Consider the following 15775-nt stretch of genomic DNA (forward strand, 5'->3'; position numbering starts at 1 on the left):
CGTCAGGCTCCCGACGTGTTGCGCGTCGCGGCGTAGCGCGTGGACGCGTGGCCGTCGGCCGCCGCGTCGGGCGTCGCCGCCGGCAGGTGACGCAGGCAGTAGAAGCCGTAGTAGACGATCACGACGAAGCAGACGAGCGGCACGACGAACGCGAGCTGCATGTTGCCGCCGGTGTGATCCGAGATCAGCCCCTGGATCAGCGGCACGACCGCGCCGCCGACGATGCTCATCACGAGGATCGAGCCGCCGTATTCGGTGTCCTTGCCGAGGCCGTCGATCGTCAGCCCGTAGATCGTCGGCCAGCACGGGCCGAGGAAGACGCTCACGCACACGGCCGCATAGACGGCCGTGATGTTGTGCACGCTGATCGTGTACGCGAGCAGCGCGATGCACAGGATGCCGTAGACGATCAGCACCTTGGCCGGCCCGACGCGTTTCATCACGAGCGTCGCGACCAGCTTGCCGACGAAGAACGCGAAGAAGGTCGCGAGCAGGTAGCGCGACGCGCCGCGCTCGGTGAGGCCGCCGATCTGCATCGCGAGCCGGATCGTGAAGCTCCATACGCCGACCTGCGCGCCGACGTACAGGAATTGCGCGACGACTCCCGCGACGAAGCGCCGGTTGCCGAGCAGCCGCGCGAGCGTGCCGCGCGCGTCGATCCGGTGCGTGACCGCGCCCGTGCCGTTGCCCTTGCAGGCCGGGTACGGCGTGAGCGCAAACACGATGAACACCGCGACGAGCACGACGATCAGCCACTTGTACGGCTCGAGCGTCGCCTGGATCATCGCGAGCTGATGCGTGTGCGCGTCGGCGGCCGACATCGCCGCGAGCTGCGCATGCGACGCGTCGCCTTCCTTGAAGATCAGGAAGCTGCCCATGTAGACGCCGGCCATCGCGCCGAACGGATAGAACGTCTGCGAGATGTTCAGGCGCCGGGTGCTGGTGCCGCGCGGGCCCATCAGCGTCGAATACGAGTTCGACGCCGTTTCGAGGAACGACAGGCCCGCGGCGATCACGAACAGCGCGACGAGGAACATTCCGTACTTCGCCATCGACGCGGCCGGGAAGAACAGCAGGCAGCCGGTTGTGTAGAGCAGCAGGCCGACGAGGATCGTCGTCTTGTAGCTGAACTTCTTCACGACGGTCGCGGCCGGAATCGCAAGGAAGAAGTAGCCGAGATAGAACGCGGACTGCACGAACGCCGATTCGAAATCGGACAGGAAGAACGATTTCTTGAACTGCGCGATCAGCACGTCGTTCAGGTTCGCGGCGGTGCCCCACAGCGCGAACAGGCAGCACAGCAGCGTGAACGCGAAGAGCGGCGTGCGATTCAGGTAATAGCCGTCGGGGGCGTGTTCGATCCGGGTTCGGCTCATGGGTGTCTCCTTCCCAATGTCTCGTCGATGAAGGCGCCGGTCAGAAGCCGGCGTCGCGGAGAAAGCGTTCGAACGTCGCGGCGTCGGCGTACGACTTTTGCGTGCCGAGGCCCGTGACCGAATGCGCGGCGTACGCGGATGCGTAACGCATCGCATCGATCGCGTCGCGCGACGCCGCATAGCAGCGTGCGAAGCAACCGATATAGGCATCGCCCGCCCCCGTCGTGTCGCGCGCGTCGACCGGCACGCCCGGCACGTGCCGCACGCCGTCGCGCGACACCAGCAGCGAACCGTTGCTACCGAGCGTGACGAGCACGTGCTTGAGCCCGCGCGCGACCAGCGCTTCGGCGGCGCGGGTCGCACTTTCGCGCGAATCGACCGGCATACCCGACACGATCGCGAGCTCGGTTTCGTTCGGCACGAAGAATTCGACGGAACGGATGCGTTCGAAATCGAGGTCGGCGACCGCCGGTGCGGGATTCAGCAGCACCGGAATGCCGTGCCGCGCGCCGAATTCGATCGCGTGATAGACGGTGTCGAGCTCGATCTCGAGCTGCAGCACGATCAGCGCGCATTCGGCGAGCATCGGCGCGGCCGCGTCGATGTCGGCCGGCCGCAGGTGGCGGTTCGCGCCCTTGACGATCAGGATGCTGTTGCTCGAATCGGGTTCGACGAAGATCGGCGCGACGCCGCTCGGCACGCCGGCGACCTTGCGCACGTGCGTGGTGTCGATGCCTTCGCGCTCGAAGTTGCGGATCGTGTTGTCGGCGAACACGTCGTCGCCGACTTTCGTGACCATCACGACGCGCGCGCCGAGGCGCGCGGCCGCGACGGCCTGGTTCGCGCCCTTGCCGCCGCAGCCGAGCTCGAAGTTCGGGGCCTCCAGCGTCTCGCCCCGGGCGGGCATGCGCGCGACATAGGTCACGAGGTCGACCATGTTGCTGCCGATGACGGCGATTGTCTCCATCTGCGTCTCTTCCTTGGTATGGGATGCGCCGCGGCGCGCGCATGGTCGGCGGCCGCTCGCGACAGGTGATAATAAAATCACATTAAATGTGAAAATGCAATCCTATGATGTTAGGAGGGTCACTTTTCGGTCGCTGGCCAGGCGGACGAGACGCCCGCATGCCGCTGTCGGCATGCAAAAAGATTGCACGTGGGAGGGCCGGGCGAGGATGGGCCAGAAAGATGGGCTTTCGCGAGAACCGCGCGCGATCCGTCGTGCGCATCGCTGTTTTTAGCAGTCCGTTCCTGCGGGGGAACGAGGCATCGATGGCAAGACGCCCGTGATGTGCGAAAGCGCGTCGGTCACGGGCGTACGGAGGCTACCGCTGCGCCACCGCGCTCGTTTCCCGCCAGCCGCCGCCCAGCACCTTGTACAGCGTGATGAGATTGGACTGCTTGGCGAGCATGTCCGTGACCAGTTGCTGTTGCGCGGCGTAGAGCGTGCGCTGCGCGTCGAGCAGGGTCAGGAAGCTGTCGGTGCCGCTGCGGTAGCGTGCCTGCGCGAGGTCGTAGTATTGCCGCGCGGACTCGACGTAGTCGCGATCCGCGGCGACCTGGGTGACGTACGTGGTGCGTCCCGCGAGTGCATTCGACACCTCCTTGAACGCCGTCTGGATGGCCTTTTCATAGTTGGCGACGTCGATGTCCTTCTCGACTTTCGCCACGTCCAGCGTGGCGCGGTTGTAGCCGAAATCGAAGAGCGGCACCGAGAGGGTCGGCGCAAACGTCCACGCCCCCGTGCCCGCCTTGAACAGGTTCGAGAGGCTGCCGCTCGTGGTGCCCGCGGAAGCCGTCAGCTCGATCTTCGGAAAGAACGCGGCGCGCGCCGCACCGATGTTGGCGTTGGCGGCCTTCAGCGTGTGCTCGGCTTCGACGATGTCGGGCCGGCGCGCGAGCAGATCCGACGGCACGCCTTCGCCAATGTCCGCGAACGTGTGCTCGCTTTCCATCAGCGAAGGGCCCTGCGGCAGATCGTCGGGCAGCGGCGCACCGATTTCGGCCACCAGGTTGTTGCGGTCCTGCGCGACCGCACGCGTGTACGAGGCGAGACTCGACCGCGCGCTCGCCAGCGAATTTTCGGCCTGGCGCACGTCCTGCAGCGACGCGCTGCCCATTTTCATCATGTTCACCGTGAGATCGTAGGTGTGCTGGTCCGCATCCACGGTGTTCTGCGCGATCTGCAACGAAGTCTCGTCGGAGCGCAGTTGCAGATAGTCGGTGGCGACGGTCGCGATCAGGCTGATCTGCGTGCTGGTGCGCGCGGCGTCCGTGGCGAGGTACTGCTCCAGCGCCTGGCGCTTGAGGCTGCGCAGGCGGCCGAAGAAGTCGATTTCCCACGATGTGAGGCCCACGCTCGCGCTGCTCGAACCGTATGCGCCCGTGGAGCCGGCCACGCGTTCGCGCGTGATCGAGCCGGATGCGTTGATGGCCGGTCCGACGTTGGCGCGCGCAATGCGGTACTGCGCTTCGTACTGCGCCACGTTGAGCGCGGCCACGCGCATGTCGCGGTTGTTCACGAGCGCGAGTTCGATCAGCTTTTGCAGTTGCGGATCCTTGAAGAAGTCGCGCCAGCCGAGGTCGGCTCCCAGCGGTGCCGCAGCCGTGCTCTGCGCGGCCTTCGGCTGCGACCGCGAGGGCACGGTGGACCAGGTATTGTCGACCGGTGCGGCCGGCCTTTGGTACGTCGGGTCCAGCGTGCAGCCTGCCAGCATGCCCGTGCAGACAAGGGCGATCAGTGTGCGTTTCATGCGTTGCCCTCGTTGATGTCGGCGGAGTCCGTCGTGTGACCGTGTTCGTTGAACAGTCTGCGCACCACGACGAAGAAGACCGGTACGAAGAAGATGGCGAGCACCGTGGCCGCGATCATGCCGCCCGTCACGCCCGTGCCGATGGCGTGGCGTGCGCCGGCGCCGGCACCCGTACTGATGACGAGCGGCAGCACGCCGAACACGAACGCGAGCGAAGTCATGAGAATGGGGCGCAGCCGCATGTGGGCGGCTTCGAGTACGGCGTCCACGAGGCTGCGTCCCTGCGCTTGCAGATCCTTCGCGAACTCGACGATCAAGATGGCGTTCTTCGTGGACAGACCGATAGTGGCCAGCAGCCCCACCTTGAAATAGATGTCGTTCGAAAGCCCGCGCCCATGAGCGGCAAGTAACGCGCCCAGCACACCGAGCGGCACGACGAGCAGCACCGCAAGCGGAATCGACCAGCTTTCGTAGAGGCCCGCCAGGCACAGGAACACGACGACGAGCGAGATCGCATAGAGCACCGTGGCTTGCGAGCCGGCCTGCTTCTCCTGATACGACTGGCCCGTCCATTCCACGGCGAAGCCGGGCGGCAGTTTGCGTGCAAGCTGTTCGACTGCCGTCATTGCCTCGCCGGTGCTCACGCCGGGCCGCGTGGCGGCCGAAATGCCGGTGGCGAGCTGCCGGTTGTAGCGCTCGATCTGTGGCGGCCCGAACGTCCAGTGGCTCTTTGCGAACGACGAGAAGGGCACCATCGTGGAGTCGTAGCCTGTCGTGCTCGTGGTGGTGCTCGAGGACGAGGACGACGACGAACTCGACGCACTGCTGCTTGCCTTCACATACCAGTCGCCAAGGTCGGCGGGCATCATGCGATACGGCGCGTCCGACTGCACATAGACTTTCTGCACGCGCCCCGTGTCGATGTAGTTGTTCACGTAGGACGAACCGAACGCGGTCTGCAGCGTCGCGTTGACGTCGGAGATGGAAAGCCCCAGCGCGTTGGCTTTTTCGCGGTCGATGTCCACCTGCAGCTGCGGCGTGTCTTCAAGGCCGGCCGGGCGCACCATCGCGAGCGTCGGCTCCTTCGACGCCATGCCGAGAAACTGGTTGCGCACCGCGAGCAGCTTGTCGTGGCCTGCGCCACCGCGATCTTCTATCTCGAAGTCGAGGCCGCTTTGCGTACCCAGTTCCTGAATGGCGGGCGGGTTCAGCACGAAGATGCGCGCGTCGCGATTGCCGGCGAAATGCTGGTTGGCGCGCGCGATGATGGCCGACACGCTGTCGCGCGAACCGCGCAGGCTCCAGTCCTTGAGCGTCACGAACGCGATGGCGTTGTTCTGCCCCTGGCCGTTGAAGCTGAAGCCGTTGATGGCGATGACCTGCTTGACGCCCGGCTCGTCCTTCAGCACGTACTGCTCCACGGCCTCCACCGTCTTCAGCGTACGCGAGGCCGGCGTGCCCGCGGGCGCGCTGATCGACACGATGAAGTAGCCCTGGTCTTCGTCAGGCAGGAACGAGGAGGGCAACGTGACGTAGAGCAACGCCACGACGCCGGCGATCGCGCCGTAGAGCAGCATGTAACGCGCGGGTCGCGCGACCACGCGTGCGAGCGAGGAACTGTAGCCCGCGTTGCGCTTGGCGAACCACCGGTTGAACCAGCCGAAGAAGCCGCGCTTTGCGTGGTGCTCCACGTCGGCGCGCTTGAGCAGCGTGGCGCACAGCGCCGGCGTGAGCGTAAGCGCGAGCATGACCGACAGCAGCATCGCCGAGACGATGGTGATGGAGAACTGCCGGTAGATCGCGCCCGTGGAGCCCCCGAAGAACGCCATCGGAATGAAGACGGCGGTGAGCACGGTGGTCACGCCGACCAGGGCGCCGGTAATCTGCCCCATCGCCTTGTGCGTGGCTTCCTTCGGGCCGAGCTTCTCCTCGCTCATGATGCGCTCGACGTTTTCCACCACCACGATGGCGTCGTCCACGAGCAGGCCGATGGCGAGCACCATCGCGAACATCGAGAGTACGTTGATCGAAAAACCGATCATCGACATCACGCCGAACGTGCCGAGCAGCGCAACGGGCACCACGAGGGTCGGAATCAGCGTGGCGCGCACGTTCTGCAGGAACAGGTACATCACGAGGAAGACCAGTACGACCGCTTCGAACAGCGTCTTCACGACCTCTTCGATCGAGATGCGAACGAACGGCGTGGTGTCGTACGGGTAACTGATCGCGACGTCCTTCGGCAATTGCAGCTGGATCTCGGCGAGCTTCGCGCGCACGGCGTTGGCCGCGTCCAGCGCGTTGGCGCCGGTGGCGAGCTTGATGGCGAGCGCGGATGCCGGCTTGCCGTTCAGACGAGACGCGGTGTCGTAGCTGTCGCCTCCCACCTCGACGCGCGCCACGTCCTTCAGCAGCACGCGCGAGCCGTCGCTGTTCACGCGCAGCAGGATGTCGGCGAACTGGTCGGCGCTCGTCAGCAGACTCGACGAGCGGATGGTCGCGTTGATGGCCTGCGAATCCGTTGCCGGCGAGCCGCCGACCTGCCCCGTGGAAAGCTCGACGTTCTGGTTCGTGATGGCCGTGGTCACGTCGGAGGGCGCGAGTCCGAAACTGCGCAGCTTCACCGGGTTGAGCCAGATGCGCATCGCGTGCTGCGCGCCGAACAGCGTCACGTCGCCCACGCCGTTCAACTGCGCGAGCGGATCTTCGATCCGGGTCGCGATGATGTTGCCGAGATCCACCGAATTCCAGGTGCCGCCCGGCGACGAGAGCGCGACGATCATGAGGAAGCTCGTCGACGCCTTCGCGACCTGCACACCTTGCTCCTGCACCGTTTGGGGCAGGGTAGGCGTGGCCTGCGTCACCTTGTTCTGCACCTGTACCTGCGCGATGTCGGGATTCGTTCCGGGATTGAACGTCAGCGTGATGGTGGCTTGCCCGGCGGAACTGCTCGTGGACGACATGTACAGCACGTTGTCGATGCCGCTCAGCTTCTGCTCGATCACCTGGGTCACGGTTGCCGCGACGGTGTCGGCGGAGGCGCCGGGGTAAGTGGCCGTCACCTGCACGGAGGGCGGCGCGATGGTGGGGTACTGCGCGACGGGAAGACTCGTGACCGCCGCCGCGCCCACCAGCATGATGACGATGGCCATGACCCACGCGAGAATGGGGCGCTTGATGAAGAACTCTGCCATGCCGTTCTCCGCCTAGCGTCGTGCCGACACGGTCGAGGCGGTGTCCGTCGCGGGTGCCGCGGATGCCGCGTTCGCCTGCGTCTGCGGCGTATCGGCCGCCACCTTGACCGGCGCGCCCGCATGCACGCTCTGCAGGCCGCTCACGATCACGCGGTCGCCGGCGTGCAGGCCCGAGGTCACGATCCATTGGTCCCGGAATGCGTTGTCGGCCGTGACTTGCACTTGCCGCGCGTTGCCGGCCGCATCCACGACGTAGACGCTCGCCTTGCCGTCCGACGCGCGCGTCACGGCCATCTGCGGCACGAGTATCGCGTTGTCGTTCTCGCCTTCTTCCAGGCGGGCGCGCACGAACATGCCGGGAAGCAATTCGCGTTCGGGGTTCGGGAACGTGCTGCGCAGCGTGACCGACCCGGTGGTGGCGTCCACCGTGACGCCGGAGAACTGCAGCGCGCCGGGGTGGGCGTATTCGGTGCCGTCTTCCATCACGAGCGTGACGGCGGCGCTGTCGCTGCCCGTTTTCTTCAGGCGCCCGGAAGCGAAGGCCTTGCGAAGCCTCAGCCATTCCGTGCTGGGGCGCGTGACGTCGAGGTACATCCGGTCGAACGCCTGGATGGTGGCGAGCGCGGTGGTCTGGTTCGAGGTCACGAGCGCGCCTTCCGTCACGGTCGATGCGCCGATGCGTCCGGAGATGGGCGCACGCACGTGCGTGTATTCGAGGTTCACGCGCGCGGATTCGAGCGCTGCCTCGTCGGCCGTGACGCTCGCGGCGTCTGCGCGAACCGCGGCGACGGCGTCGTCGTAGTCCTGCTTGCTCACGGCGTTGATCTTCACGAGTTCGGTGAAGCGGTCCGCTTTCGTCTTCGCCGAAGCCAGCGTGGCGCGGGCGTTTTCCAGCGTGCCGCGTGCCTGGTCGTAGGCAGCCTGGTAGGTGGCCGGATCGATCTGGTAGAGCACCTGGCCCGCCTTCACGTCACTGCCTTCCACGAACAAGCGCTTGAGGATGATGCCGCTCACCTGCGGTCGTACGTCGGAGACCTTCTGCGCGGAAAGGCGGCCGGAAAGTTCGGTCGTTTCGACGATCCGCTGCGGCGCGAGCGAGAGCACGCCCACCTGGGCGGTCTGCGTGGCGAAGCCGCCGGGCGGTGCGCCGGTTTGCCTGTTGCAGCCGGCGGTTCCGACTATCGCAAGGATCGAGAGTGCGGCAAACAGCTGGCGCGGCCTGTACGTCATGGGGTGGTGCGCGTGGTTCGCGAGAATGGGCGTCTTCATCTTTGACCTGTTTGGACATCGCGATGTCGCGCGATGCGAGAACGGGACGGCTCCGGACGCTTCAGGGGGACCTGGGCGGTGCCGGTGCTGGACAAGGCGTAACGCTACCGACGGCGCATTTTTTTGTGCTTACGGAAACTTACTGTCCAGTGACGCGCCTGGAGAGGGGGAAGAGAATCGGGATTTCGGCATACGTAATACCCTCGCGGCCCGACCCTTGTGCCGGTTCCGTTAGGAATCGCAAATCACAGTAATATTTCGAAAGCCAGTCAGATCGTATCCGGGCTACCATCATTTCGTCCTCACGCCGCCCTGAATACCTGAAATGCACCCACCTTCCATCCCCGGCTCCGCGCCGCAAGTCCTGCTCGTCGACGACGATGCGGAACTGCGCGACCTGCTGCGCAGGTTCTTCCAGCAGCGCGGCATCGAGTTCTCCGTTCTGCACGATGCAACGAATCTCGCGCGGCGGCTGGAGCGCGAACGGCCGGCCATCATCGTGCTGGACCTCATGATGCCGGGCGTGGATGGCCTCACCGCGCTCAAGCAGCTGCGCGCGAGCGGCGACACGATTCCCGTCATCATGCTGACCGCGCGCGCCGAAGGCATTGACCGCGTGCTCGGGCTCGAACTCGGGGCGGACGACTATCTGGGCAAGCCGTTCATGCCACAGGAACTGCTCGCGCGCATCCAGGCAGTGCTGCGCCGCCAAGGGCCACCGCGGACGACAGCGGTGCAGGAGAAGCCCGCCCCGTTCAGGTTCGGCCGCTTCGAACTGGATTTCGCGACGCGCACGCTGCTGTGCGAAGGCACGCCCGTGAAGCTCACCGGCGGCGAGTACGCGCTGCTCGAGGTGCTGGCCTCGCACCCCATGGAAACGCTTTCGCGTACGCGGCTCATCGAATTGCTCCACGGTCCGGATGCCGAAGTGACCGAGCGCGGCATCGACGTGCCGGTATGGCGCCTGCGCCGCCTGATCGAGGACGACCCGTCCAATCCCCGACGGCTGCAAACCGTGCGCGGGATCGGCTACATGTTCATTCCCGACCACCCGGCCGATGAAGAATCCACTTGATACGATGTTCGGCCGGCTCGTCATCACCACGGTGGGCCTGCTGATGCTGGTTCATCTCACGTCGCTGCTGTTGATCGAGCGAACGCGCGCGAGCCTCGCCGCCTTCCATATTTCGCGCGTCGTGGAGGTTGCCGCCGGCATGGACGGGCGGGGCGGCGACGGCGAGCGGTCCGGGGCGGACATCCTCGGTATTTCGTTCGTGGACCTGAAGCAACTGCCGGCCGCCGACGCGCGGCGCTTTCGCGACGACACGAACGGGCCCATCGAACGGCAATTGCGGCACGTGCTGCCGCCGGGCACTCACGTGGCAATGGACGACGACGGCACGCTGCGCGTGCTCCCCGCGGGCAGCACGCGTGGCATCGTGCTGCCGCAAGCCGAGGTGCCGCTGAGCCGTTTCACCGGGGCGCTGGCGTTGACGCTGATGTTCGCCATCGTGGTTGCCGTCGTGCTTGCGTGGCAATTGAATCGCCCCATTCGCGATCTTGCCGCAGCCGCGCGCGAACATCGCACCGGCCACCATCTGAACATGGTGCGCAAGCGCGGGCCGCGCGAATTGCGCGAGCTGATCGGCGACTTCAACGACATGACCGGCGAGCTGGCCGTGGCCGAGCGCGAGCGCGCCGTGATGCTGGCGAGTATCGCGCACGACCTGCGCACACCGATCACACGCATGCAGGTGCGGGCAGACCTGCTGACCGATCGTGGCGATCGCGAGGGTTTTCTGCGCGATACCGAATCCATGTCGCGTGTCATCACGCAGTTTCTCGACTTTGCGCGCGAGATCCCCGAAGGCTCGCCGCGGATCAGCGTGGACACGCATTGCCGTCGCGATTACACCGACGCGCTGGGTCCGAGCGGCGAGGCGCACCGGGATGCGCTCGTCACGCTTGATCTTCACGCGGGGCCCGACTTCATGCTACCCGCGGTCGACATCGACCGCACGCTCTCGAACCTCGTCGAAAATGCGCTGACCTACGGCGAGCCGCCCGTGGAGATCACCACGCGAGCGCATGGCGAGCACTACGAACTCGTGGTGCGAGACCACGGGCCCGGCGTATCCGAGCCTGATCTGGATCGCGTGCTGCGTCCGTTTGTCCGGCTCGATCCCGCTCGCGGCGGCACCTCGCACAGCGGTTTGGGCCTGGCGATCGTTCACCGCCTCGTTCGCCATCACGGCGGCACGCTGCAAATTGCCAACGCGGCCGACGGCGGGCTCGTCATAGCGATGCGGTTTCCGAAGCGCGGCGTCGCGCAATGAAGCGCCGCGCGCCGCCCAGCTTGCTTTACGCGTCCACATCTTCAGCGCGAGGAAAAAGATGTAGATGGAACTCGCGAGCTTGACCGCGTCATAAAGCCAGGGCCGGCCCGCAGCGAGCGCGGACAGGAAGAATCCCCATCCGGCAATCGCGATCGCGTAGCGAGCGCCTCGGCGACGATCAGCGGCCAGGTGCCACGCAAGCGGACCTTCAAGCCGGACGACAGCAGCAGCGTATTGGTCGGCCCCGGCACGATCGGCACCAGCGACACGTACATCGACATCTTCAGCAAGGCTTCCTGGATGGGCACGCGGCCTCCCCGATTCGTCAGTGTCGCGGTTCGCGGCCGGCCAGCGCTGGCACGCCGTTGAAGTGTTTCAGCGCGAATGCGATTCGCGCTTCCGTGAATGTGCTCGTCTTCATGGCCTTTCTGTTCTCCCGCGGGCTCGAGAACACCGCGGTGACGATCCACGCGCTCGCGGCGCGCCTGATCTCTTCGGGCCGTTCGGCATGCTGTCGCGCGCGCTTGGCATGAACATGTCGCAGATGAACCTGCACTTCGACGGCTACCCGGGCGGATGCGTGATGACCGTCGCGCTGGACGCAGACGTCAAATACAAGCTGCTCCAGTGCGTGACGCCGGTGAGCGACGGCAAGAACGTCATGCACATGCTGATCTCGATCAGGAAGGCCGCGGCGTGCCGCGGCGCGCGATCGACTACCTGCTGTTCGGGCTCCAGACCCGGCAGGCGGCGGGGTACGACGTCAGGATCTGGAACGGGATGAAGCCGGACGGCGGCGGTGCGTACAGCCGGTACGACAAGCTCGTGCTGAAGTACCGCGCGTTCTACCGCGGCTGGGTCGCCCGCGTCGGGGTGAGCGAGCCGCCCTGCGCGAGCCGGCGGCGTTAGCCTGACCGGCGCCGGCCGCGCCGTTCCGTCCGGCGCGCGCGAACAGCGGTGAACCGCATGGACGGCCGGCGTTGGCGCACGCGGCCGAACCCGTCCGCGATGTCAATGTGTCCCTGTTTTCGTGCAACCGCACGCCAGGCTGACCGGCTGATTACGGTTTTGTCATCTACGCCATTCGCGCTTGCACGCAGCGGCGCCGCGTCGCCGTTTCCCGGTAACATCGCCGCATGTCCCCACGAATGCGACGGAGCCGGCGATGCGCATCCTGATAGTCGAAGACGAACCGAAGACGGGCGCGTACCTGAAGAAGGGGCTCGAGGAATCGGGTTTCAGCGTCGATCTCGCGAAGGACGGCGGCGAAGGGCTGATGCTCGCGCAGGAAGAGCGTTACGACGTGATCGTGCTCGACGTGATGCTGCCCGTGCTCGACGGCTGGGGCGTGCTCAAGCGGCTGCGCGACACGCACACGACGCCGGTGCTGTTCCTGACCGCGCGCGACGACGTGCAGGACCGCGTGCACGGCCTCGAACTCGGCGCGGACGACTACCTCGTGAAGCCGTTCGCGTTCGTCGAGCTGCTCGCCCGGATCCGCACGCTCGCGCGTCGCGGGCCGCCGCGCGAGACCGAGCATCTGGCGGTCGGCGATCTGGACATCGACGTGGTGCGCCGCCGCGTGAAGCGCGGCGCCACGCGGATCGACCTGACGCCGCGGGAATTCTCGCTGCTGCAGCTGCTCGCGCGCCGCCAGGGCGAGGTGCTGAGCCGCACGCAGATCGCGTCGTACGTGTGGGACATGAATTTCGACAGCGACACCAACGTCGTCGAGGTCGCGATCCGGCGCCTGCGCGCGAAGATCGACGACGCGTTCCCGGTCAAGCTGATCCATACCGTGCGCGGCGTCGGCTACGTGCTCGAACCGAAGGACGACGCATGACGCGGCCGCGCTCGCTGGCCGCGACGCTCGCGCTCGCGTTCGCCGCGACCACGCTGGCCGCGTTCGCGCTCGTCGGCGCGTACGTGTATGCGGGCCTCGAGCGGCAGGTGAACACCCAGGACGATCTCGACATCGTGCTGGCCGCGCGCCACACGCGCCGGCTCGCGGGCGAACTCGAGTCGCTCGACGCGGTTCGCTCGCACGCGGAGCGGCTGACGAGCCAGGTGCTGGGCAACGAGGCGCTGTCGATGGTCGTCGTCGATGCGGGGGGCGACGTGCTCGCGCGCCACAACGTCCGGCTCGCCGCACTCGACGACGCGCCGGCAGCCGCGTCGGCGCCGCTGGCCGACGCGCAGCTCTTTGCGCCACGCGCGGTGCCGGTTCCGGCGAACGACCGGATCACGGACGACCGGCTCGTCACGTGGACCGCCGACGGCGGCACGCCGATGCGCGGCGTCGTGATCGAGGCCGCGCTCGGCGACCGCACGCCGATCCGCATCGCGATCGCGCGCAACATGCGCGACCGGGCCGATCTGCTCGACGGCTACCGCGACCGGCTCAAGCTCGCCGGCGGGCTCGGCGCGCTGTTCGCGCTGCTGCTCGGCTATTGGCTGATCCGCACGGCGCTCGCGCCGTTGCGCGAGATCGTCGACAACACCGGCCGGATCACGGTCGACAAGCTCGACACGCGGCTCGACGCGTCGCGCGCGCCGCCCGAGCTGCGCGCGCTGGTCGACGCGCAGAACGCGATGCTCGGCCGCCTGCAGCAGGCATTCGCGCATCTGTCGCAATTCAGCGCCGATCTCGCGCACGACCTGCGCACGCCGCTGAACAACATGCGCGGCGCCACGGAAGTCGCGCTCGCGCGGCCGCGGTCGGTCGACGAGTACCAGACGCTGCTCGAATCGAATCTCGAGGAATACGACCGTCTCGCGCGGATGATCGAGAACGTCCTGTTTCTCGCGCGCGCCGAGCATCCGAGTTTCGTCACGCGGCAGCGCGCGTTCGACGTGCGCGACGAACTCGAGCGCATCGCGGAGTATTTCGAGGGGCTCGCCGACGAAGCGGGCTCGACGTTGCGCGTCGACGGGCACGGGCAGCTGACGGCCGATGTCGAGCTGTTCCGCCGCGCCGTCGGCAATCTGCTCGCGAACGCGCTGCGATACGCGCCTGCCGGCGGCGTCATCACGCTGAGCGTCGATGAAACGGCCGATGCGGTGCGCGTCGTCGTCGCGAATCCGGGCGAGCCGATCGATCCCGCGCTGCTGCCGCGGATCTTCGACCGGTTCGTGCGCGGCGACCCCGCGCGCAGCGGCGGTGCGCCGGGCGGCACGGCCGGGCTCGGCCTCGCGATCGTGCGCTCGGTGATGGAGCTGCACGGCGGCAGCGCGCAGGTCGAAAGCGATGCGCGCGGCACGCGCTTCGTGCTCACGTTCAACCGGCCGCCGGCTGCGTGACGGCGGGTTCGTGGCGCGCGGCGGCCGCGTGTTCGTGCGTGTCGGTGTTCGATTCCGCGTCTGAGCCGGCGCTTACGCTTACCTGCCAGCCACCACCCAGCGCCTTCAGCAACCCGACTTCGGCCTCGATCCGGCGCGCGTCGATCTGATCGGCCGTGCGCCGGTTCGTCAGCGCGATCGTCTGCGCGGTCACCACGTCCAGATAGCTGACGGCGCCCGCGTTGAAGCGATTCGTCGTCAGCCGCAGTGACAGGTCGGCCGCGTCGGTCGCGCGCTGCTGGCTGCCGGCCTCGGACGCGAGCGCATCGAGCGCGGACAACTGATCCTCGACCTGCTGGAACGCGACGAGCACGGTTTGCCGGTAGTCGGCGACCGCACCGTCGTATTGCGCATGCGCGCCGCGCAGCGACGCGCTGCGGCGGCCGCCGTCGAACAGCGTGCCGGCGAGTTGCGGGCCGAGCGACCAGAACAGGCTCGGCGCGGCGAGCCACGGCGCGAAGAACGAACTTTCGAGGCCGGCGCTCGCCGACAGCACGAGATCCGGGAAGAACGCGGCCCGCGCCTCGCCGATCTGCGCGTTCGCGGCCGCGACGCGACGCTCGGCCGCCGCGATGTCGGGCCGCCGCTCCAGCAGTTGCGACGGCACGCCGGCCGGAATGGCCGGCACGTGGAACGGCTGTACGTGCGGCGGCAGCGCGAACGTCGACGCGCTTTCGCCGACGAGCGTCGCGATCGCGTGCTGCAACTGCGCACGCGACGCATCGATGTCGGTGTCCTGCGTGCGGGTCGATTCGAGCTGCGTCTCGGCTTGCGCGACCGCCGACGCGTCGATCGCACCGGCCGCGAGTTGCTGCTTGAGCAGCGTCAGCGCGTCCGCGTACGCATGCACCGTGTCGTCGAGCAGTTGCTTCTGCGTGTCGAGCGAGCGCAGCGCGAAATAGTCGGTCGCGAGTTCGGCCGTGACCGACAGCTTCACGGCCTGCAGGTCGGCCGCGCTCGCGGCGGCGTTCGCCTGCGCGCCGGTCACCGCGTCGCGCACGCGGCCGAACAGGTCGGGCTCCCAGCTCGCGGCCACGCCGACCTGGTAGTCGGGCGTCGTCTTGCCGGCGAGCGACGAGCCGAGCCGGTTCTGCGACACGCGCGCCCGGCTCTGCGCGGCACCGGCCGTGATCGTCGGCAGGAACCCGGCGTGCTGATAGTCGACCATCGCGCGGGCTTGCTGCAGATCGGCGACGGCTTTCTTCACCGTCTGGTTCGACACGTCGACGCGCGCTTCGAGCGCGTTCAGATCGGCATCGTCGAAGACAGTCCACCAGGCGCCGCGCGCGGCGGCGTCGGCCGGCATCGCGACGTGCCAGCCGGTTTGTTCGGCAGGTGCTGCCGGTGCGCCTGCATAGTGCGCGGGCACCGCGACGGCGGGCGGCGAATAGCGCGGCAGCGTCGAGCAGGCGGTCAGTGCGGCGACGGCGCCGAGCGCGACGATGCGGCGAGCGAACGGGAGCGGATGAGGAAGACGCATGGCAGGCATCTCGTGGGTGGTCGTCGAT

At 67.2% G+C, this 15775-nt stretch carries 10 protein-coding genes and 2 pseudogenes; 5 read left to right on the top strand and 7 right to left on the bottom strand.

The window, feature by feature from the left end; translation table 11 throughout:
• Window positions 1-2 precede the first annotated feature (2 nt).
• From fucP to DTA15_RS33155, 5 genes are all read right to left on the bottom strand, one after another.
• Complete coding sequence (gene fucP, locus DTA15_RS33135; RefSeq protein ID WP_006489743.1) at window positions 3-1376, bottom strand: L-fucose:H+ symporter permease; 1374 nt, start codon at window positions 1374-1376, stop codon at window positions 3-5.
• 40 nt (window positions 1377-1416) lie between these two features.
• A complete protein-coding gene (gene rbsK, locus DTA15_RS33140) occupies window positions 1417-2343 on the bottom strand; it encodes a ribokinase (RefSeq protein ID WP_006489721.1) in 927 nt (308 codons plus the stop codon).
• A 358-nt stretch (window positions 2344-2701) separates the two neighbouring features.
• Window positions 2702-4129 carry an efflux transporter outer membrane subunit gene (locus tag DTA15_RS33145; protein WP_006489740.1) on the bottom strand — a complete coding sequence of 476 codons (1428 nt, stop codon included), beginning with the start codon at window positions 4127-4129 and terminating at the stop codon, window positions 2702-2704.
• The gene (locus tag DTA15_RS33150) at window positions 4126-7323 is read right to left on the bottom strand and encodes an efflux RND transporter permease subunit (protein ID WP_006489726.1); all 3198 of its coding nucleotides are present in this window, start codon (window positions 7321-7323) and stop codon (window positions 4126-4128) included. Before DTA15_RS33150 ends, DTA15_RS33145 begins: the two co-directional genes overlap by 4 nt.
• A gap of 12 nt (window positions 7324-7335) precedes the next feature.
• The gene (locus DTA15_RS33155) at window positions 7336-8592 is read right to left on the bottom strand and encodes an efflux RND transporter periplasmic adaptor subunit (protein WP_006489739.1); all 1257 of its coding nucleotides are present in this window, start codon (window positions 8590-8592) and stop codon (window positions 7336-7338) included.
• A gap of 325 nt (window positions 8593-8917) precedes the next feature.
• Between DTA15_RS33155 and DTA15_RS33160 the strand changes: the two genes are divergently transcribed.
• Window positions 8918-9667: a response regulator gene (locus tag DTA15_RS33160; protein ID WP_006489715.1), complete on the top strand. Its 750-nt coding sequence runs from the start codon at window positions 8918-8920 to the stop codon at window positions 9665-9667.
• On the top strand, window positions 9651-10928 hold the full coding sequence (locus DTA15_RS33165) for an ATP-binding protein (protein WP_006489729.1): 1278 nt from the start codon (window positions 9651-9653) through the stop codon (window positions 10926-10928). The genes DTA15_RS33160 and DTA15_RS33165 overlap by 17 nt, the downstream gene beginning before the upstream one ends.
• Window positions 10929-10955: 27 nt before the next feature.
• On the opposite strand, the pseudogene DTA15_RS33170 reads toward DTA15_RS33165, so the two are convergent.
• Window positions 10956-11236 (bottom strand): annotated as a pseudogene (locus tag DTA15_RS33170) (LysE family translocator); the annotation flags it as partial.
• A 185-nt stretch (window positions 11237-11421) separates the two neighbouring features.
• Here DTA15_RS33170 and prnD point away from each other — a divergent pair.
• The 3 genes and pseudogenes from prnD to DTA15_RS33185 form a co-directional block, all read left to right on the top strand.
• Window positions 11422-11837, top strand: a pseudogene (gene prnD, locus DTA15_RS33175) (aminopyrrolnitrin oxygenase PrnD); the annotation flags it as partial.
• Window positions 11838-12093: 256 nt separating this feature from the next.
• Complete coding sequence (locus DTA15_RS33180; protein WP_006489720.1) at window positions 12094-12771, top strand: heavy metal response regulator transcription factor; 678 nt, start codon at window positions 12094-12096, stop codon at window positions 12769-12771.
• On the top strand, window positions 12768-14228 hold the full coding sequence (locus tag DTA15_RS33185) for a heavy metal sensor histidine kinase (protein ID WP_006489719.1): 1461 nt from the start codon (window positions 12768-12770) through the stop codon (window positions 14226-14228). The genes DTA15_RS33180 and DTA15_RS33185 overlap by 4 nt, the downstream gene beginning before the upstream one ends.
• Here the strand turns inward: DTA15_RS33185 and DTA15_RS33190 are convergent.
• Entirely contained in the window at window positions 14206-15747 is a 1542-nt protein-coding gene (locus tag DTA15_RS33190) for an efflux transporter outer membrane subunit (RefSeq protein WP_006489714.1), read from the bottom strand. The two genes, DTA15_RS33185 and DTA15_RS33190, sit on opposite strands and share 23 nt — an antisense overlap.
• Window positions 15748-15775 lie beyond the last annotated feature (28 nt).

The organism is Burkholderia cenocepacia, assembly GCF_900446215.1.
GTDB lineage: Bacteria > Pseudomonadota > Gammaproteobacteria > Burkholderiales > Burkholderiaceae > Burkholderia > Burkholderia cenocepacia.